This window comes from Candidatus Chordibacter forsetii (genome assembly GCF_964187505.1).
GTDB classification, from domain to species: Bacteria; Verrucomicrobiota; Verrucomicrobiia; order Opitutales; family Seribacteraceae; genus Chordibacter; species Chordibacter forsetii.
The window spans coordinates 1-19,843 of the sequence record NZ_CAXLML010000113.1; the positions used below are offsets into that span (position 1 = coordinate 1).

Here is a 19,843-nt window from a genome sequence, read left to right on the forward strand (position 1 = left end):
GGCCTTCTCCATGTAGGGTGTAACGGCATCATCATAGATTTTATTCCATATTGGACCCATGATAAAAAAGGTTAGAAATAATCCGAGACCGATGATTATCTGACTTGAAGGAGCTGCATTTACACCAATAGCATTTCGAACAAAACCAAGTACTATTATGATTCGGGTAAAACAGGTCATCATCATAATTACAGATGGACCAAGCGTCAAAATAGTCATGGCGATTACTAATTGAATCGCCAGTCCCAAATCACCCTCCTCGTTAGCACCACTTACATCAATTCTCAGACCCGGTGAACCTGTCCCTGCAGTTTGTGCCTCAGCAAAATTACAGAATATCAAAAAGGTAAAAGACAACAAAATCCAACCAAACTTAAAGCGAATTAAATTACCCATAAAAGTTGCAATGAACATGTCTCATTAGTTTCAAATTTGGTCAGCACCGGAGGAATCTATTGGGTCTAATTTCGCCAAACGTTCGATTCGACCGGGACTTATCCCCAGCAAAAATTTATGTGAATCGTATTCGGCGACCACAAGAAACTGTTTATTGCCAAGGGATCTCGTTTCGCCGAGTTTTATCCCCTTCCCACTATTCGTAGATTTCGAAAGTTGACTACTAGAAACGAATCGATTCAGGAGGTAAGCTAAACAAGCTAAAATACCTAAAAATCCGATGACACGAAAAATTTGGCTAAATTCTTCGAGTTGACCCATAATATGACAAAATGATCACTTTCCTAAACAGGAGTGTGAGGCAGATGTAAATAGAGGGATGAAAAAAGAGAGGAATACCTAGGATATCGAATCGACGATTTCGGTAATCTTGAGTCCAAACCGATCGTCAATTACGACAACCTCACCAAGGGCGATGAGTTTGCCATTAACTAACAAACTGACCGGGTCTTTGGCATTCTGTTTTAATTGAATCTGGGACCCAGGACTTAATTCTACAATTTCTTTCATTGGCAGTTGGGCGGTGCCCAACTGAACCGTAACTTGGACTTTTACGTCCATAACAATGTCCATTTTTTTGCTATCCATAAGATTTACCGATTAAGTTAAGACTTTCTGACATGCACTCATTTACTTGATAAGCGACTTGATCGCCCGTTAATCCGACCTCACCAATAAAACAGGTGCGATCTTCAATTCTGGCTTTTGTTTTAGAAATAATTTCTGGATTCAACTCGATAACGTCATCGACTTCTAAATTGAGTAAATCCCGAACACTAAGTTCGAATGCATCCCATTCAATAGATACATCAACAGGAATTTGATCATAAATCTCGTGCCACTTGGGCGAGACTGTTTGCTTTACCTTGCTTGGAGTATTGGTTTGGGAAAGTAACCCACTGAGAACGGGTTCCATGGTGTAGTAAGGAACCGATATTCGCAGAGGACCAGAAACATCACCAAAAGATGCCTCCATACTAAGGATCAACATCATCGCATGTGGAGGGGAAGTCTGTAGAAATTTCCCGGTTGTCTCGGTACCGATTATTACTGGATTGAGCTTCTTAATTGAGTCCCACTGTTTACACCATTCCTCCAAAATTATGAGGTTAAAATCTTCTACCAACGCTTTCTCGATGTCTGTGAGTCCGCGTTCTTCTGGGTTGGTAGATCCTCGCCCGCCTAGAATGCGATCGACAACAGTTGCTGATAAATGGGCATTTACATCAAGCAATCCGACACCATTAAGTTCTTGCAATTTGAAGAGAGTAACACAGGAGGGGGAATTAATCGAAGAAACGAAACTTTTGTAAAGATCCGCATTTAAGTCTTCTAGTTCCAGGTTAAATTCTGTACGCAGAAACATCGAAAGATGTCCTGAAAGGTAATAGACAAACTGTTCAGATTTAGTTTTAAGAAGGGCAAGATCTGCTTCAGATAATACAATTGGGTTCGTAAAATCGTAGTTCTTGATTTTCAAGTCAGAAGAATCTGAAATCTTCGTACCATCGTGCAAAAACACAAACCTTTCATCACCAGATTTGCCACTCAGTTCATCGACATCAAAACTTTCGTCTTCAAAATTATCTGAATCAGGCATGGGAAACAAATATTAATTATTGAACCACAAATTGTGTGAAATAGATTTGGCGGATCAAATCGCTTTCTCCATCTCGATATTTTCGAAGTACCATGGAAAATGATTTCTTTAAATCAATTCTCACCCGTTCTTGAAACCCATCCAACTGGGCATCTTCGTAGGTGTACCCACCCATTATAGAGAGAGCCTTGTCACGGATGCGATGTTCGTTCATTTCCAAAACTTTTTCAAAATCTCCAGCAAGTCCTTCCATCCTAAGTTCGATGTTAATGTAACGAGATTTTATGGGACCACCCAAGTTGGTAATAAGTTGCTTTAGTTCGTAAAATTTCTCCTCACCTGACGGTTCCATATTCAAAGGTTGTCCACCTTCAATAATTTGATCTTTAACGATCTGTTCAGGTTTATTCATCTTAATTACAAAAGTCATAGCTGCTACGGTCAATGCTGGGGCAAGTATGATTGCAATTAATGCCGGCACCAAATTTCCGCCGCCGGAATTCTTCTCACTTTCATTGGTTGGTAACTCATCTAGTTGGTCTGCACACATTAGGTATAAAGGTTTAAGGGTTAACGCTTTAAATTGACTGCTTCAGTAAGGATGGCGTCCGAAGTTGTCACTATTCTCGATCCAGCTTGGAATGATCTTTGATGACTTATCATCATAGCAAATTCGTTCGTGAGGTCGACATTAGAAAGTTCAAGAGCGTATTGTTTAATCTTACCATTCGAACCCGACCCCGGAATCGAATTTTCAACTAATCCAGCGAAATTTTCACCAGGTTGCCCATTAGAATAAAAACCATTCCCAGTACGTTGCAAATACTGAGGAGCTTGAAAATTGGCTATCTTTACCTGACCTGCTACGCGGATCGAATCTTGCCCATCTTTACTGACGATGAGGCTAACCACTCCATCGTCGTCAATTCGACGAGCTAATAAATCCTCACCGTCTTCAAGACCAAGAAGAAGTGGTTGATCTTGGATATTTGTTAACTGGAACCGATTTTGGTCACGAGTTACAACTATACCTTCAGCAGTTGATTCAAAAGCTCCTGCTCTCGTGTAAAAAACCTCACCAGACTCTGGGTCGATGACTTCGAAAAAGCCACCTGCATTGGGCAAAGCTTCCCCTTGTATTGCTAAGTCTAAATCAAGACCAGTATTCTCAATAATACCTTGGTTAAAATTAGAGGACAAAGATCCCACGCTTACACCAGAACCATAGTTCCTTGTAGTATTTTGCGGTTCACCACCTACAGCAGGACCTGCATTATTTTGATGAATATAAAAATTATCAGTAAAGTTAGCCCGTGCAGATTTGTAGCCAAGGGAATTAACATTGGCTATATTGTTACTAAGAACTTGCAATCCCTCGGAAAAACTTTTGAGGGCGGAAACACCGTTATGGAGTGAAGGAATCATACGAAATTACTTATCAGAATTAACAAAGTTTCTTATTTAGATAAGTGCTCTTTGTCTAAATTGTCGTTATTGCCCAAAGCCTGTTCCAGTTTTCTGTCATCATGGGCCAACTCAACACGCTTGATGTTTGAAGGGTTGTAGGTATTTCCATTTACAACAACTTCTATTGTACCGTCGTCGGATCGGTTCACGGCTTCCACAATTCCGTTTACTTCCTTGTTATCGGAAAGAATTTCCACACGATTACCCAAATAAGTTTGGGCAAGCATTTCACCGTGCGAATCTGCAAATTTTGAAAATCCGTCAGTGAACTGCTGCATTTGTTCAAGGGAAGCAATGTTAGCCATTTGAGAGATAAACTCGGTATCTTTCATCGGTTCCAAAGGGTCTTGGTTCGTAATTTGACTCGTAAGCAATTGCAGAAAGTCATCCATTTTTAACTGACTGTTACTCTCGGATGCATCTTTAGCCGAGAGACTCGGTTGATTATTCAAAAAAGCAGAATTGGAAATTGTATCAATCATGGTGAATTTTGTTTATTGGAAAAGGCATGGTCCATTTCTTTGTAAGAACTGAATATATGGATGTTTAAAGAATGCTCGCTTGGAATTGGAAGGTTATTAGAGAAAGAAAGAAGCTTGGTTGCTAAGAAGTCACGAGTCTCTTGGTTATTGGAAATGAAACAAATCTTGAAATCATTGGCTGCTTTCTCGATACGGACTGAAACTGAACTTCCATTGTCGAGAGAAAATGCAAAACGAAGAATTCCATTACTGTGGGAAAAACCAATGCCACCTGAAACAAACGAATCCTCAACGCGATCAAGAAGCTCGTCATGAGATAAAGGATTAGAGTGCGTAAGCTCATTATCATTGAATGAGTTTTTTGGTTTTTTATGAGATTTGGAATCATCAAGATTGGAATAAGAAGTAGCACTTTTTGTGCCACCAAAACCTAAATCATCAATCTTACTGAATCTTGTAGCTACATTGTGACCAGATAAGGTTGAAATTTGTTGGGGTATAGGCCCCGAAGCCTTAGACTGAGAACCATTAAACGATGTAGGGTTCGAATGTGCGTAAGGGTGAGGAATCACTTTCGACGGCATCGAAGGATTCGAGAGTAAACTTTGCCCTTTAAGTGTATTCGCTTGGTTACTATGAAAACTTAAATTTCCAAACTTAGATGCCTTCACAGATGACCCGGAACCTACATGATTAGATACAGATCTAGGATTTGTAATATTATCTTTGGGAGAATTGTTATTTGCGCCTGAACGAGAAAGAATGCCATTCCCTTTTTCAGAAACTTTTCGAGGTAATTTATTAGAAGATGTGCTAAATTTTTGTAAATTAGAATTAAAAGTTTCTGCACGCATTTTGGGAGGTAACCAGAAAGAACCAGTCGACCCCATCGCCTGATGACCTTGGGACGGGCCTTTGGTACTGGGATTAAAAGAAACTTCGGTCATAATCTATTACTCCATGCTCACGCTGGGAAGGAGCCCTCGATCTCTCATCGCTAGTGCATCTGCCAACTCGATTAAATCATCCTGATCACTATTTAACATAAATGCAATGATCGGAGCTTTATCCTCTGCTTTAAGCATTTCAAAAATCCCTAGAGCCTCTTCAAACCTCCTTTTTTGTCTCCAATTTTGGATTTCTACGCTTGCTACCTCAGGTCCCATCTCGATCCACCTATTAGCTGTGTCTTTGTACTCCTTTAATTTTTCCTCACTTAGATCCTTACCCTTTTTGGACTCAAACTCGGCAAGTCGTGAAGACAAATCGTCTTGAATCCTGTTAAGTTCTCTTTTCTGTTTTTCCAAGGATTCAAGATCCATTGAAAGAGCGGATTCTCTGGCATCGAGGTCTTTCTCTCGTTCTAGAAGCTTATCTTTTAATAAAGATAATTCCTTGGACAATTGATTCATTGAATGAGTTTCTGCTGGAGAATAACTGGTATCATCTGCATCGAACTCAACGCTGGTAAACTCCGCTTTTACTACCGGAGCTAGTTTAAAAAGATCGTCAAAATTTAAAAACAACATTAGCCCGGCACTAGCAACGGACATCAAGACGGCAAGGAGGACAATAACAGATGCAGAGAATTTCATAAATTAGGCTTGGCGGTTTATTCTTTGAAAAAGAAATCTAGCACCGATAATGTCTTCGAGTTCTTTTTGTTCTTTTGAATTTTCTTGGAAATAGTGAGCTTCTTTTTGCTTTTCTTCGAGCTTGAGAACGGCTTTGTATTCAGAATCTTTACTTAAGAATATTTCCCTTCTGGAAACTTTAATTTCCTGGGCTTGTTTGAGCTCCAATTCGATCTTAGAAATACGCTCACGCTCCAAGTCTAAACTGCTTTGCAATGACTGAATTTGCTCACCTCGAAAACTCCCTTTTTGCCTTTCCTGCATAAGTTGGAAAATCGACTCTTGTCTATCCCGGGCTTTTATTAAGTTGGTATTTAGTTTTTCTACCTCCTGTATCGAGCCTGCGAATTGAGAAAGAGCCACACCTCTCTTATTCTCTTTGAGGCGTAAAAGTGCCTTTAGTTTAAATACAAAAGACTTCATCTAAGAACATTCCTCAATTCAGAAAAAGCATTTTCGCGTTTGGCTAAAACATCAAACTTTTGACGCAGGAAATCTTGGATTCCAGTAAATTTATCAATAGCAAGATCTATCTTGGGGTTACTATTTTTCACATATGCACCAACATTAATCATATCCTCATTTTGATGATAAGTGGACAGAAGATCTCTCGCATGGGAAATTAAAGACAGCTCCTCTTCATTACAAACCGACCGATCCAAACGACTAACACTGCTCAAGACATCAACTGCAGGGAAGTGGTTGGCATTTGCCAGTTTTCGGGAAAGAACAATATGACCGTCCAAAAACCCGCGAACCGCATCGGCGACTGGTTCATTCATGTCGTCCCCTTCAACTAAAACGGTGTAAATTGAAGTAATTGCACCTAATTCACTCGTGCCTGTTCTTTCTAATAACTTGGGCAACAGTGAAAAAACAGATGGCACATAGCCCCTTGAAGCCGGGGGTTCTCCAGAAGCTAGCCCAATTTCTCTTTGTGCCATGGCAAACCTGGTCAGGGAATCCATCAGTAGAAGGACTTTTTGACCTTCATTTCGAAACCCTTCAGCAATTGCGGTTGCCAAAATAGATGCACGAATTCTCATAGGTGCCGGTTGGTCAGAAGTTGAAACAACCACAATGGATTTTCTTAATCCCTCTTCACCTAAATCGCTTTCCACAAATTCTCGTAATTCACGACCTCTTTCCCCTACAAGTGAAATGACATTTACATCGGCATCTGAACCTTTAGCAATCATGCCTAGAAGAATAGATTTTCCCACACCACTTCCTGCGAAAATTCCTATTCTTTGCCCAACTCCCATGGGGACAAAACAATCTATCGACTTGATCCCAGAAGCAAAAGGCTCTTTGATTCTTGATCTAGATAAAGGGTTAGGCGGGTCTGCATAAAAACCATCACGAGAAGGAGCAACCAAAGGGCCTTTCCCGTCAATCGGCCGACCCATCCCGTCTATAATCCTACCCAATAAAGATGGTCCGAATGGCACTTCATTCGAATTTCGGCGAGAAATCACCTTACAACCAGGATGGATCAAATGGATACTATTTAAAGCCATTAAAAGAACAACGTTTTCACGAAAACCAATAACTTGGGCTTCGATCTTCTCGGTGCTCCGATCAGATGTAATTGAACAAACTTGACCGATTGAGGTTTCCGGACCCTCGGATTCAATTACTAAACCAGTAACACGGCGAACTACACCAACTTTGTCAAAGGTTCGAACACCTCTAACACCATTTTGCAAAAGAGAAAATCGTTCTGACAAAGAATTAACCATTTCCAGTCAGCTCCTCTCTTACCTTTCTCATCTTGGTGGCGATTCTTCCGTCCAAAAGGCCAAACTTACTCTTAACTTGGCAATCTCCTTTGGATAAGGATGCATCCTCAAAAAATTTTACTCTTGGAAGATCTGCGAAAATTGCGTCTTCTCCGTCCAAATTATCAAAAATCCCCGCAATCGCACTCGCAAAACCATCCTCATTTTGCGAAGCATTATTATCGTCGACTTCTTGATGATTTATCTGTTTGCCCATGGCTTTGAGCAGTTTTAGATCTTCGGGACAAAGAAACACTTCAAGGTTTTCTTCTTCATCCGCAAATTCGCCGATTAAAGAACGGACAATTCTCTCAACATCATTTGCACCCAATTCAATACCTGGAATTATTTTTTCAATAATTTCCATAACCAAACCGGGAAGGTTTTCATTTAATTGATCAAGGGTGTGATCAGTTTTTTTGTTAAGGTTTTCCAGAACACTTTGCTGATTGGCAGCGAACTCATTTCTAAGTTTGTTTATTTCAGCTAGGTAGAAATCAGTAGCACTTTTCTTCCCTTCCTCAAATTTTTGACCTGATTCTTCAGCAACCTTTTCAATGGGAACGGGCGGCGAAGAGACTGATCTTACACTAAATCCCTTGAGATCATTAGGGAAAGAAACTTTTTTATTGAACGACAACGTCGCTTCCTCCTGTATCCAAGATAATCTCTTCGTCTTCCTCGAGTTCTCGGAGGATTTGTATTACACGATCTTGAGCAGATTCAATTTCAGAAAGGCGCTTAGGTCCGAGGAATCCAAGTTGTTCTTCCAAGGCTTCAACCGCTCGCTTGGACATGGTCGCATAAACTGCTTTTTTAAGCTCAGGAGAAGCATTTTTCATAGCAATGACCAAATCATCTTGATCGACCTCCTTGGTAACTTTGGAAATATCACCTGGACTAAGTCGTACAATATCTTCGAAACGGAACATTCTCTGACGAATTGAACCACCAAGTTTGGGGTTCCTTTTCTCAATACTTTTCAAAAGTTCCTTGCTTTGTTCCTTATCAAACCAGTTCAATAGATCAGCAGCTGCCTTGACTCCACCAGAGACAACCCGTGGAGACTGGCCTTTTTGACCAATTCTCGCACCAAGCGTACTGGCAACAAGCTCAACTTGGGCAAGTGGCGTTGTTTCCATGCTCCCCACCCTTTCAACAACTTGTTCTTGAACATTAGGCGGCATCATCATTAGTACTTCAGACCCTTTATCAGCGTCTAAATTGGATAAAATAAATGCAATTGTCTGAGGTTGTTCTAAGCGCAAAACATTGTAAATCTGACCAGGATCCATCTCCTTTATATCCTCCATAAACTCGAGAGTGTCTCGAACTGGAGAAATGCGGTTCAAAATGTTATTCGCCTTAAAATCTCCGTGTGCAAGTTCAAGGGTTTTCTTTGCAAACGATAACCCTCCTAAGTTTGAATTCACACTGGATTCAATGATTTCCGAAAACTCATCCAACACACAATCCTTCATCTCTTGATTAACCAATGGAAAATCTGCAATTTTTTTACAAATACTATCCGCATCCTTTTGTTCAAAACGCTTTAGTAGAGTGGAGGACGCATCAGGACCTAAAGCAATCATGAGGAGCGCTAGCTTCTCATGCCTAGACAACCTGGAATAGCGTTCGGAAACGCTCTCTTCTTCTTCCTCTAATTCGTCCATACTAAACGCAAGATCGAATAAAAATTACCGAGTTGTACCCGTCTCTAAGTATCTTTTCAAAGCAGTACCTACATTGTCAGGCTTTTCTTGGATCAAATCATTAAGAAGCTCCGGTGTTAAGCCACTACCCAAACTTCTTGTACCCGAGAGTAGTTGTTGGTCATCTTCATTGAGAACCTGAACCTCGGCATCACTTGGCTTGAACTTCTTGAGCATTCTCAAGAAGACTATAAAGATAGCTATCGCTAGCACCACACCAAGAAGGTTTTTCAAATGCGGACCATAGGTATCAAGTATTTGTTGAAATTGGTTCAGAGTTTCCCCCGCAGGACCAACAAAAGCAGGCAAAAACTCAACCTCGTGAACAGTAACATGAGTACTGAGATCGGACTGGTCGAAACGCGCCCCAATTGCATTCACAACGGCATCGCGAATACCGTCAATTTCTTGGGTAGTTCTTGGAGACTCACCTTTGGCAATAAGAACGGCAGCACTTCGCCCAACAATAGAACCCGGTTCTTGGACTTCTTCCCGAAGCGTACGACTAATCTCAAAGTCAGTGGTCTTACTTTCACGCTTTTCATCGCTTTGAGCCATGAGAGGTTCTTGTTCAGTTGCGTCTTGACTAACATTAGGCACATTGGCACCCATTCCCGCACCTCTGTTTTGAGGCTTAGTTTCAACGGTTGTAGCCGAGTCCTTGTCAGAAGTTTGTGTTCTTGGAACCTGCCCTTCTGGGTCAAATTGTTCATCTAAGAGGGTCGAGGATTTGGTATTAAGGTTTACAGAGACTCGTGCAACCACGTTATTTTTGCCAACAATGCGGGCAAGCATCGTTTCAATTTTCTCTTCAAGTCTGCGTTCTTGTGCTTGGTATGCTTTCATCATTTGACCAACCACTCCCGCAGCCCCCTCAACCTCTCCTTCATCTGAAAGCAGATTTCCTTGATTATCAAGAACTGCTACATTGGATTTATTGATACCTTTGACTGAACGTGCTACTAAAAATTGAATGGCATTCACATTGCTTTTATCCAAGGTGTTACCTCCAGTATCAACATAAACAGACGCACTTGGACGATCGTTAGGATCCTCGCTTAGCAATAAATTATTTTCGGGCTTAACCACAAAAACTTTAGCAGACCTAATTGCATCCATCATGGAAATAGTTCGGGCCAGCTCACCTTGAATGGCTCGGGTGTGATTAGTACGCTGAACAAAATCACTAATCCCAAAATTACCTTCATCAAAAATTTCGTACCCGACATCGCCACTCTTAGGTAACCCTTTCATCGCCAGTTCCATCCGTGCAGCAGCCAGTTTGTCTGCAGTGACCAAGATAGAATCGCCACCAGAACCGTACTCAAACTCAATTTGATTGGCTTTTAGAACTTCGGTTACTTCTCCTAAATCAGCAGCATCTGCTCCGCTTACTAAAGGTCTTAGATCTTTACTTCCACCAGAAAAAGACAGAATCGCCGCACTAACAACGAGGACACCCACAAAAGCTCCAGTCATCGAAAACTTTTGAGAGGTAGAGAGAGCGTTCCAAATTTCCCCTAATCTGTTTAATCTTTCTTTCATAAAATATTACAAATTCTAAACCTGCATGCGCATGAGTTCTTTGTACGAATCAACAAGTTTGTTCCTGACCTCTATCATTAAATTAAATGCTACCTTCGATTCTTCTGACTTCACCACAGCTTCATGAATATTGTCTGATTTTCCAAGTATAAGATCTTGAGTTTCTTTAGCGGAAACTTTCTTTTTGTGATCCACACCACGAACGAATTTTTCAAACATTTCCGAAAAACCAGGTGCAGTAACCCGATCAGTAGGTGTTGTTTTATCTATAATTGGAGCAGATATTCGACCGGTTTGCGAAATACCGGATAACGAATGCTGTTCGGATCCAATTTTGTTGGAAAACTTTTGCGGATTGAGATTAGGGTTTTGCCTAAGCAAATCGTTAAGCGATGGTAGAGATGATACTGCGTCCATAATAAGAAAAATTTATCTTCCGATCGCCAAGGCTTGCTGAGCCATGCGACGGGAGGTTTTAACAACAGAAAGGTTGGCTTCGTAAGCTCGAGAAGCACTTATAAGGTCAATCATTTCTCTAGAAACATCAACATTAGGCATTTCAACCATCCCGTCTTTGTTTGCATGGGGATGTCCAGGATTAAAAATCATTCTCCCGGGCGTTTGATCATCGTAAACATCGACCACACGAACTCCCTGATAAAGGTTCTCATCCACATAACCCGGTGTGCGACGATCAGGGGTTTTTATAAACTCTTCAAAAGCAACTTCCTTGCGCTGGTAAACCTTTCCTGACGCATCTTGAGTAGTATTGGAATTTGCGATGTTTTGGGCAATAACTTCGAGACGAATTTTTTCTGCTGACAATGCACTGCCCGTTGATTCGACCCCTGGTATAAGATTCATTGTCATATAGTCTTAGATTCTACCCTTAATGGCTAAGTTTAATTCCTTCAATGTTCCACCAACTGAGTTGGATAAATACTCATAATTCAGTGCATTCCGGTTCATCGCGAGCATCTCCTCGTCTAGTTGAACTGTATTTCCATCCATGCGAACCGGTTTAGCTTGACGATCCTCAACACTTCGAGGGTTCAACCCCTTGACTCGACGAAAATCTTTACGATCTACTGCCCTTCTTAATTCGACAGAAAAATCCTTTGGAAGATCTCTTCTTTTGAAGCCTGGAGTTTCCACATTGGCCAAATTGTTGGACAAAGCCTCATGCCTGAGGTGAGTAGCATCCAGCAGTTTTTTTGAAACAAGGTAGTTTTCTTGGCTGTAAAGGTTGTCAAGAATGGCAGTCATCGGCGAATACAATGCAATCATCGCGCCAAATAGAGGCTTAATTTCCAGGGGATATTTTGACTTAATGTGACAGGAGAAGAACGAAGATTGCCTTTTTCCTGCAAGCGGGGCTATAAATTTTTAGACAACTTGAAAATTCCCAATTTTGAAATTAGCCAAGTCGCCTTGGATGACAAAGGATGTATCATCCAATCCGCAGAATCCTTTGCCGCATGGATTGGAGAGTCTAATGAGAATCTTCTAAGTCGAAATTTTTACGAACTTATTACAAGCATAGATCCGAGTTGGAGTCTTGTGATTGATCAAAATTTCCACCTAAATTCGTTCGAAAAATTTTTGCCGATCTCTTCTACTGAAGGTGAATCATCTATTGGCTTAAGCTTAGTTTATTGCAGGTATGAGACTTTAGGTGTACTTGCTATCTCAACATCCCTAGCTCCTCACGAATCACTCAGAAAAGCGTTCCTGGGAGATTTAATGAAAGACCCAAGGGCGTTGGCAAATACGCTCATTCGACTCCAAAAAGCTGAAAGCCGCCTTTCTGACTATGTAAGCAACTTCCCTGGTATCTTTTTTACACAACGACCAGACATGACCTTTAGCTATCTTTCAAGAGGAGTACAAAAACTATTCCCCTTAGACTATAAGGAAATGTATAGGAATGGTGGACTCTTTCTTGAAAAAATTGTCGAACAAGATCGAGCTCACTTTCAAAGAGAGTTAACTTCTCACGAAAAAATCAATGGAACATTTAGTTTAAGCTACAGAATTCGGATTCCACCAGCAGACAAAATCATCTACCTTTTGGATGTTCGAACTCCCATCATAACAGCAACAAATAAAACATTAGGCTTTGATGGGGTATTTATTGACATAACGAGACAAGCGATTGCCGAGCATAGGCTGACCAATTCAGTATGGAGAGAGGGATTGGCAACCTTAACAAATGGTCTCGTCCATGACTTTAGTAACCTCATGGCAGGTATTTTTTCTATCAGTGAACTTTACTATTCAATGATGAAAAAGGATGACCCTATGGCAAACGGGATGGGACAGATTAAAAAAAGTGCCTTACAGGCTCAAAAGCTAGTTCGTCGTATTATAGACCTGCATCGGGACAAACCTGCCACTCGTTCTCTCCATGACCTAAAAACCCTTTTAAGTGATCAAATGGACCTTGTTGGCATTCTAATACCTCCAAGTGCAAAAATCATTACAAAGTTCTCTAAAGAACCAATGTTGGCCTACATCGAAGAGACTGGATTTAGGCAAGTAATCTTAAACTTAGTAATTAATGCCCGCGATGTAATAGCTAAAAGAGGTAAAATTAAAATTACTTTAAGAAAAGTTTCACGGGGCGATTTACTAACTGAAAACCACCGAGGTCAACAAACCAAAGTGTTAAAAGACGGGGCAGAAGTTATCATTTCTGATAATGGGCCCGGAATTCAACTTGATATTTCAGATAAAATATTTGATCCATTTTTTACAACCAAAGACTCGAATGCTGGCTCAGGCTTCGGCCTTTACAACTGCAAACTTTTTGTCGAAGACCACAAAGGAACGATTGGATTTAATTCAAAACCGGGCAAAGGCACATCTTTTTTCTTTTATCTCCCCCTTGATCCAAGAAGAGATGATCAATAATCAAAGAGGAGTCACCGGAACTAACTTGCCCTTTTCATAAAACATTTCGGTTCTTATAATACCATACGGATCGTAAAATCTCATCGGTCCATGCAGCTTACCTTCTAGGTATTGTGCTTCTACCCAAGAACCATCGGGAGATTTCTTAATGCTTTTACCGTTGAGCAGTCCATTTAAATATTTTTGGCTAGTTGACTGGTGTTCACCAACTCGATCGACATTTCCAGTGTAAGCTTTACCAGAACTACGATCAACTAGCAAAGTAGGTGTGTCCAATTCTGAACTTACCGATTCAGTAAATTGAAAACTTTCCACAAAGTCGGATTCTGTTCCATTAAAGTCGTTATTCCTAGCTAATTGACCGTCTCCACACCCTAATATGATAAAAAGACATAACCATTGAAAGAGCTTCACAGCTTTAGCTTTTGGAAGGAGATAAGTAATCTTCAAACTCATAAAGTTTGGGATCTCGAGCCAGGTGCCTGCTGGGTTTATCCTTTTTAAAAGTACCGTCCATTGAGGATTCGACCCCATCTTGATCTCCATCAGCATCTTCCATTGCACTACCTAAACTGTCCTCCAATTCTTCAGGATTGGCACCTTCTTCTAATTTCCTAACAACCTCCTCCATTACGCCATCCATTTTTTCACCTGTCATTTCACACATTTTACGCATCAGTGAACCCATTTGGCGAGGATCTGGATTTTCTTCATCCATGCCCGAAATCGCATTCTCCATTTCTTTCATAGCGCTAGAAGATTGGGCATCACTCAGTTTAGAAAACGGATCAACTTCAGAATCATCATTAACTTCATCCCCGTCCCCCCCATTTCCTGTTACAGAAAAAGCACTCACCATTTTTCGCATTTTTAATTTTTCACCATCAGGGCATAATGGAAAAACATCAGAGTTTTTTATTGTGCGAGAATAGAAAGAATAAATTTTGTGATTATCTGGAGAATAAAATTCGTAGATCGGCATAAAAGTGTATTTAATGATTAAGAAATATTTTCAAGTCAAAGAGTTAAGTAAGTTTTTTCATTGTAGATGCCTATTCCACCTAAAAAGTTTAATTGGTTAGTGGCACCTAATAATTCGGCCCTTTGGGTCTTTATCCCCCTAGGTTACACTTTAATCATACAAACATTGACTGGATTCCCTAAGCCTGAAACTTTGAAAGAAATTTCAGCACACGATTTCTTACTTTATATTTCAGAAGAACTTTTTAATTACCCATTTTGGTTACAAGACTTGAGTCATTTCCCCCTTTTTTTCGTATTCGCTTGGTTATGGACATGGTTTTTGAGGAGGAACAACTATCGGTCTAAGGATTTAGTTAAAAGCATTTTGATCTGTATCTCCTTTGCAATTTTAAATGAATTTAGCCAATTTTTCATTCCTCGTCGTTTTCCTTCTACAGCAGATGTAATAATGAACTTGGCAGGAGTAATATCCAGCATACTCATTCATTCTTATTTTTTTAAGCGAAGAAGTCAGAAATTGAATAAATCAAAAACCTAAGCATGTAATCACTTATTAACTTGAGAAAGATTCAGTTCTCGCTCGGGTAAGCTTGGGTGTGAGTGATGAAAGTAGGACAACCAAGGATGAGGCAAAGGATAGCTAAGGTTTTTAGTACACAATTTCCGAAGAGCAGATTTTAAAGCACTTGCACCGCCAATTGCTTCACCAGCAAACTTATCTGCCTCAAATTCATGTTTACGAGATAGCATATTAGATAAAGGGTTTAACCAATACGAAAAACAACCTCCAAAAAATAAAGCGATTAAAAACACTGGTGCAAATGCCCCAGCAAGTTCGTCAGAAAGGTTTAGTTGAGTGATTAACCAATCTGAACTCAGAAGAATGTGCAGTAAGTAAAAGAACCCCCACCCAAAAATCAATGAAAGAGCCAATCGCTTAGGGATATGACCTAGGCGATAATGACCGATCTCATGTGCCACAACCGCTTCAATTTCACTTTCATTCATTTGTTCTAACAGCGTATCGTAAAGGACTATCTTACGGAATCTTCCAAAACCCGTAAAAAAAGCATTGGAATGACCCGACCTTTTGCTCCCATCAATGACTTGTATTTCCTTTGCCTTAAAGCCAGTTTTATTTGCTAGGTTGTGCAATTTTTCACTTAAGCCATCATCATTTAACGGAGTTAAGGTATTAAACAGAGGTAGAATAAACCTTGGCCATAAAACCATCAATACCAGTTGAAGAAAAAACACACCTCCAAATGACCAAAACCACCAATAGTTGGGAGAAAATGCTGAAAATTCTCTGTAAAAAAACACCAATACTCCAATCATTAAACCAAGAAACACAAAAGATAATATAGTTTCTTTAATCTTATCCATAATCCATAGGTTTTGTGTTTGGTTATTGAAACCAAATTTCTGTTCCAAGCTAAATTGGCGGAACCAGTCAAAAACGAACCCTGGAAGTTGAAGTACTAGGACCATACTTGATACCAGCAAAGATATTTCCCAGATAGGACTATCTTTACTAGTCGGCCAGTTGAGAAAGACCCAAGGAAGAGCAACAAATAAAATGAAAAAGGAAAGGCATAATGAAAACAAATCCTCAAAGGCAGAAAAACTTGATTTGGCTAAAGTATATTCTGAGCATTTCCGCCAGTCTTTTTCGACCATATAGCCATTAACCTCATCAGGTAATTTCTCGAGGTTGGCCTTAACGGTTGTCACATTAGAAAAAGCTAAGATACGTTCGAACAAATACCTGGTACAAAGAAGCACAGTAAGTAAAATTTGTAGAAATGTCATTACCGCTTACTTTACAGACAAAATAAATTCTGTCCACCTATCGATGTCTACTTTCTTAGTTTGCTACAAATCAAATTAAAGGCATAATAAACCTACATCGTGAATTCGACAAAACCATCAGGCGAAATTAACTTTGAACAAGCCATCCAAAAACTGGATGAAATTGTATCCAATATGGAGAACAGTAATCTTAATCTCGATTCACTTGTTGGAAACTACCAAAAAGGGATTCAACTTTTAAGCATTTGCCGCAAAAAGCTAGATGACGCAGAGTTCAAAATCAAGGAGGCAACCACTGATATACTAAGCGACAAGCAAAATGATTCTCGACAAAATTAAAGGCCCAAAAGACTTACGAAAACTCGGGAAAGATGAACTCTCTACACTTTGCCAGGAAATAAGAGATAAGATTATTTCCGTTACCTCTGAAAATGGCGGACATGTTGGACCAAACTTGGGAGTTGTTGAACTAACCGTTGCCTTGCACCTTGCATTTGATTCTCCCAATGACTCCTTCGTTTGGGATGTCTCTCACCAAGGATATGTTCACAAACTATTGACCGGAAGAAACGACCCTAAATTTGATGATCTAAGACAATCTCAAGGGTACAGTGGCTTTCTTTCCAGGGATGAAAGTGTTCACGATTCTTTTGGTGCTGGGCACGCTGGTACTGCCCTATCAGCCGCACTTGGAATGTGTGCAGCACGCGACTTATCCGGTGAGTCAAACCATGTAGTGGCAGTAGCTGGAGATGCAGCCTTTACATGCGGTGTTACCCTAGAGGCATTAAACAATATAGCTTCAACAACCAAAAAATTCATTCTCATCCTCAACGACAATAAATGGTCAATCGCGAAAAATGTCGGGGCTTTTTCAAAATACTTTAACGAACTAATAACCAATCCGATCTATTCGAAGTTTCACAAAGAGGCTGAAAATTTCCTTACTCAATTCCCTGGAGGAGATTCCCTCATAAAATTCATATCAAAAGCCAAACGGGACACCAAAGAATTGCTTGCTCCATCTAGCATTTTCGAAAAATTAGGCCTTCGGTACCTGGGCCCTATTGATGGGCACGATGTTACATCACTTGTTCATTTTTTCGAATTCGCCAAGCAATCAGACGAGCCGATCGTACTGCATTTACTAACTCAAAAAGGAAAAGGCTTTCCTGCAGCTATCCATGAACCTGAGAAGTGGCATGGTGCCCCACCCTTCAATCCACGCAGCACAGATACTTCGAAAAATTCGAATGGAGCTCCAGAAAAGTTCCAAGATGCTTTTGGTGATTCGTTAGTTAAGATTGCGAAACATAATGATAAAGTTGTTGGAATCACTGCGGCTATGCCTAGTGGCACAGGTCTAAGTTCTATGAGCAATGCTTTCCCTGATCGTTTTTTTGATGTGGGTATTGCTGAAGAACATGCAGTTCTTATGGCTGCAGGTATGGCCACCAAAGGAATGCGACCTGTTTGTGCAATATACTCAACGTTTCTTCAAAGAGCTTACGATCAAATCATTCATGATGTCTGTTTGCAAAATTTACCTGTTACTTTTTGCCTGGACCGTGCCGGTTTATCGCCTAACGACGGTCCGACTCATCATGGATTATTTGATTTGTCTTATCTTAGGTGCATACCAAATGGAGTTATAATGCAGCCGGTAAGTACAGACGAACTTCTTCCGATGATCGAATTAGGAGTGAATTCCAAATCACCAACTTTCATCAGATATCCAAAGGGAACTGGTGCCAAAATTAATTATACGACCACTGCATTTCCCTTGTCTCTGGGAAAAGCTGCCTGCCTAAGGGAAGGTGAGCATATCGCCATTTGGGCTCTTGGAGATTTTGTGTCTGTTGCAGAACAAATACACCACCACCTGAACTCTATATACGGTATTGATATTACCGTGGTCAATGGTCGCTTCATTAAACCTTTAGATGAAAAATTATTGAAGAAACATGCATTGACTCACGACAGGATTATAACACTTGAAGATAATGTGTTAGCGGGAGGGTTTGGATCTGCAGTAGTCGAGTTCCTTCAAGATTCTAATATTCAAACTCCGGTTTCACGTTTAGGTTGGCCCGACAAGTTCATTCCGCATGGAACCGATGTAGATGTACTCCGAAGACTTTGCGGATTAGATTTTCAAGGAATTTTAAATAAAGTTTTATCCCATCTTTCACCTGAAATAAGCTCAGCCAAATTGGTTGAAAGGACTTAAACCGAACTTTCCTTTAAATTTCAGTCATCAACCAGTTGGATATTGAGTAACGAAAACCTTCCAGATGGATCCGATGCGATCAAAGTGTAAGACCCGCTACTACTTTCCCATGGAACAACTCCACCGATTGTAACTGTTGATCCATTGCTATCATTTGTTTGAGACTTTATTTGTAACCACTTTGTATCCCCTGAGGGATAAAGTAGTTTGTAATTAATTAATTGCTTATCCGGATCATAAGCATTTATTTGCTTTTCAAAGTACTTACCTGAAGAAGAAGTAATCTCAAAAGGAGAATTAGAAGTAAATACGGGAGGATCCTGTACTGATTTCACGTGCACTTCAAAAGGAACATAGGTAAAACGATCTCCCTCATCAGCAACCAAAACAAATCTATCGATACCGTTAAAATGTAACGGCGGGAAATAATCAAAAGTTGAAATCATTGTAAATTCACCTTCTTCAATAGAATCTAAATTTGATATAATTGCACCACTTGATGGCTGCAAAAGAATACGCCAACCCAAACTGTCACCTGGTTCCTTGTCAGGATTAAAAGCTCTTAAACCAAGAACTGCATCATTGACTTCTCCACGATGGTCATCTTCAACAATGAATACTTGAACAGCGTTGTTTATATCTTTACCAAGCGAATTCTTAATTCTAGGTGGATAATCGTCTACTCTAATTACAAGAGTGAAGTCTTGACGGATTAGATCTTCTCCACTGAAAGCCTCAATCGAAAAGCTGTAATTTCCCTCATCAAACCATTTAGGAGCCCCAGATAATAAAGCACGCCCTTGCCCGAGATCATTCCATTTTGCCCATATTGGGAGGGATGATCGGAGTTGAATCTCGGGGTAACCTTGCCAAGGCCAATCCGAATCAACGACCACAATTTCATATATATAGTCTTCCTCATCATTCCAGCTAATTACATCAGGGAGATTGGAATCTGTAGGCGGTGAAGAAGCAAAGAATGGAGCATCATCTAGCTGCGTTACATTAATCGAAACTGGGATCGTTACCTGTTGGGAAAGTGAATTTTGTGCACCTCCGTCATCTCTGACTACTATCGAAAAATAATCTAAACCGGAGTAATTAGAATCGGGAGAATAACTAAAACTTAATTGATTTCCATTTTGGTGATACTCGGTATGCCCATTCTCAGGATCACTCACAAACCAAGTTAGTTCATTGGCTTCAGATTCATTATCAGTGGCAGAT

At 40.3% G+C, this 19,843-nt stretch carries 24 protein-coding genes and 1 pseudogene; 4 read left to right on the forward strand and 21 right to left on the reverse strand.

Annotated elements, in window-relative coordinates; genetic code table 11:
- The 17 genes and pseudogenes from ACKPQ4_RS05200 to flgB form a co-directional block, all read right to left on the reverse strand.
- A pseudogene (locus ACKPQ4_RS05200) lies at positions 1–414 on the reverse strand (flagellar type III secretion system pore protein FliP); the annotation flags it as partial.
- A 12-nt stretch (positions 415–426) separates the two neighbouring features.
- Entirely contained in the window at positions 427–717 is a 291-nt protein-coding gene (locus ACKPQ4_RS05205) for a flagellar biosynthetic protein FliO (RefSeq protein ID WP_407680143.1), read from the reverse strand.
- Positions 718–795: 78 nt separating this feature from the next.
- Positions 796–1,044 (reverse strand): flagellar motor switch protein FliN, encoded by a 249-nt coding sequence (gene fliN / locus ACKPQ4_RS05210; protein WP_407680144.1) that lies wholly within the window; start codon positions 1,042–1,044, stop codon positions 796–798.
- Positions 1,037–2,056, reverse strand: coding sequence for a flagellar motor switch protein FliM (locus tag ACKPQ4_RS05215; RefSeq protein WP_407680145.1), 1,020 nt, complete (start codon positions 2,054–2,056; stop codon positions 1,037–1,039). Before ACKPQ4_RS05215 ends, fliN begins: the two co-directional genes overlap by 8 nt.
- Positions 2,057–2,072: 16 nt before the next feature.
- The gene (locus ACKPQ4_RS05220; RefSeq protein ID WP_407680146.1) at positions 2,073–2,606 is read right to left on the reverse strand and encodes a flagellar basal body-associated FliL family protein; all 534 of its coding nucleotides are present in this window, start codon (positions 2,604–2,606) and stop codon (positions 2,073–2,075) included.
- A gap of 20 nt (positions 2,607–2,626) precedes the next feature.
- On the reverse strand, positions 2,627–3,481 hold the full coding sequence (locus ACKPQ4_RS05225) for a flagellar hook-basal body protein (protein WP_407680147.1): 855 nt from the start codon (positions 3,479–3,481) through the stop codon (positions 2,627–2,629).
- Positions 3,482–3,513: 32 nt separating this feature from the next.
- Positions 3,514–4,005 carry a flagellar hook capping FlgD N-terminal domain-containing protein gene (locus tag ACKPQ4_RS05230; RefSeq protein ID WP_407680148.1) on the reverse strand — a complete coding sequence of 164 codons (492 nt, stop codon included), beginning with the start codon at positions 4,003–4,005 and terminating at the stop codon, positions 3,514–3,516.
- Positions 4,002–4,952: a hypothetical protein gene (locus tag ACKPQ4_RS05235; protein WP_407680149.1), complete on the reverse strand. Its 951-nt coding sequence runs from the start codon at positions 4,950–4,952 to the stop codon at positions 4,002–4,004. The genes ACKPQ4_RS05230 and ACKPQ4_RS05235 overlap by 4 nt, the downstream gene beginning before the upstream one ends.
- Positions 4,953–4,958: 6 nt before the next feature.
- A complete protein-coding gene (locus ACKPQ4_RS05240; RefSeq protein WP_407680150.1) occupies positions 4,959–5,600 on the reverse strand; it encodes a hypothetical protein in 642 nt (213 codons plus the stop codon).
- 3 nt (positions 5,601–5,603) lie between these two features.
- On the reverse strand, positions 5,604–6,062 hold the full coding sequence (gene fliJ, locus ACKPQ4_RS05245) for a flagellar export protein FliJ (protein ID WP_407680151.1): 459 nt from the start codon (positions 6,060–6,062) through the stop codon (positions 5,604–5,606).
- Complete coding sequence (locus ACKPQ4_RS05250) at positions 6,059–7,381, reverse strand: FliI/YscN family ATPase (protein WP_407680152.1); 1,323 nt, start codon at positions 7,379–7,381, stop codon at positions 6,059–6,061. The genes fliJ and ACKPQ4_RS05250 overlap by 4 nt, the downstream gene beginning before the upstream one ends.
- A complete protein-coding gene (locus tag ACKPQ4_RS05255) occupies positions 7,374–8,060 on the reverse strand; it encodes a FliH/SctL family protein (protein ID WP_407680153.1) in 687 nt (228 codons plus the stop codon). The genes ACKPQ4_RS05250 and ACKPQ4_RS05255 overlap by 8 nt, the downstream gene beginning before the upstream one ends.
- Positions 8,047–9,093 (reverse strand): flagellar motor switch protein FliG, encoded by a 1,047-nt coding sequence (gene fliG / locus ACKPQ4_RS05260; RefSeq protein WP_407680154.1) that lies wholly within the window; start codon positions 9,091–9,093, stop codon positions 8,047–8,049. The genes ACKPQ4_RS05255 and fliG overlap by 14 nt, the downstream gene beginning before the upstream one ends.
- Positions 9,094–9,117: 24 nt before the next feature.
- Complete coding sequence (gene fliF, locus ACKPQ4_RS05265) at positions 9,118–10,677, reverse strand: flagellar basal-body MS-ring/collar protein FliF (RefSeq protein ID WP_407680155.1); 1,560 nt, start codon at positions 10,675–10,677, stop codon at positions 9,118–9,120.
- A 15-nt stretch (positions 10,678–10,692) separates the two neighbouring features.
- On the reverse strand, positions 10,693–11,094 hold the full coding sequence (gene fliE, locus ACKPQ4_RS05270; protein ID WP_407680156.1) for a flagellar hook-basal body complex protein FliE: 402 nt from the start codon (positions 11,092–11,094) through the stop codon (positions 10,693–10,695).
- 12 nt (positions 11,095–11,106) lie between these two features.
- Positions 11,107–11,541 carry a flagellar basal body rod protein FlgC gene (gene flgC / locus ACKPQ4_RS05275; RefSeq protein WP_407680157.1) on the reverse strand — a complete coding sequence of 145 codons (435 nt, stop codon included), beginning with the start codon at positions 11,539–11,541 and terminating at the stop codon, positions 11,107–11,109.
- A gap of 12 nt (positions 11,542–11,553) precedes the next feature.
- Positions 11,554–11,964, reverse strand: a complete 411-nt coding sequence (gene flgB / locus ACKPQ4_RS05280) for a flagellar basal body rod protein FlgB (protein WP_407680158.1) — start codon at positions 11,962–11,964, stop codon at positions 11,554–11,556.
- Positions 11,965–12,072: 108 nt separating this feature from the next.
- Between flgB and ACKPQ4_RS05285 the strand changes: the two genes are divergently transcribed.
- On the forward strand, positions 12,073–13,590 hold the full coding sequence (locus tag ACKPQ4_RS05285; protein WP_407680159.1) for a two-component system sensor histidine kinase NtrB: 1,518 nt from the start codon (positions 12,073–12,075) through the stop codon (positions 13,588–13,590).
- Here ACKPQ4_RS05285 and ACKPQ4_RS05290 read toward each other — a convergent pair whose 3' ends face one another.
- Both ACKPQ4_RS05290 and ACKPQ4_RS05295 read right to left on the reverse strand, forming a co-directional pair.
- A complete protein-coding gene (locus ACKPQ4_RS05290; RefSeq protein ID WP_407680160.1) occupies positions 13,591–14,046 on the reverse strand; it encodes a toxin-antitoxin system YwqK family antitoxin in 456 nt (151 codons plus the stop codon).
- The gene (locus tag ACKPQ4_RS05295; protein ID WP_407680161.1) at positions 14,009–14,458 is read right to left on the reverse strand and encodes a hypothetical protein; all 450 of its coding nucleotides are present in this window, start codon (positions 14,456–14,458) and stop codon (positions 14,009–14,011) included. Before ACKPQ4_RS05295 ends, ACKPQ4_RS05290 begins: the two co-directional genes overlap by 38 nt.
- Positions 14,459–14,638: 180 nt before the next feature.
- Here ACKPQ4_RS05295 and ACKPQ4_RS05300 point away from each other — a divergent pair, with 180 nt between their 5' ends.
- Positions 14,639–15,112 carry a VanZ family protein gene (locus tag ACKPQ4_RS05300; protein ID WP_407680162.1) on the forward strand — a complete coding sequence of 158 codons (474 nt, stop codon included), beginning with the start codon at positions 14,639–14,641 and terminating at the stop codon, positions 15,110–15,112.
- An 8-nt stretch (positions 15,113–15,120) separates the two neighbouring features.
- Here the strand turns inward: ACKPQ4_RS05300 and ACKPQ4_RS05305 are convergent, their stop codons facing one another.
- Complete coding sequence (locus tag ACKPQ4_RS05305; RefSeq protein ID WP_407680163.1) at positions 15,121–16,386, reverse strand: M48 family metallopeptidase; 1,266 nt, start codon at positions 16,384–16,386, stop codon at positions 15,121–15,123.
- A 99-nt stretch (positions 16,387–16,485) separates the two neighbouring features.
- Between ACKPQ4_RS05305 and xseB the strand changes: the two genes are divergently transcribed.
- Positions 16,486–16,725 carry an exodeoxyribonuclease VII small subunit gene (gene xseB, locus ACKPQ4_RS05310; RefSeq protein WP_407680164.1) on the forward strand — a complete coding sequence of 80 codons (240 nt, stop codon included), beginning with the start codon at positions 16,486–16,488 and terminating at the stop codon, positions 16,723–16,725.
- Entirely contained in the window at positions 16,706–18,616 is a 1,911-nt protein-coding gene (gene dxs, locus ACKPQ4_RS05315; RefSeq protein ID WP_407680165.1) for a 1-deoxy-D-xylulose-5-phosphate synthase, read from the forward strand. The genes xseB and dxs overlap by 20 nt, the downstream gene beginning before the upstream one ends.
- 20 nt (positions 18,617–18,636) lie before the next feature.
- Here dxs and ACKPQ4_RS05320 read toward each other — a convergent pair.
- A partial coding sequence (locus tag ACKPQ4_RS05320) for an Ig-like domain-containing protein (RefSeq protein ID WP_407680166.1) occupies positions 18,637–19,843 on the reverse strand: 1,207 nt, incomplete at its 5' end.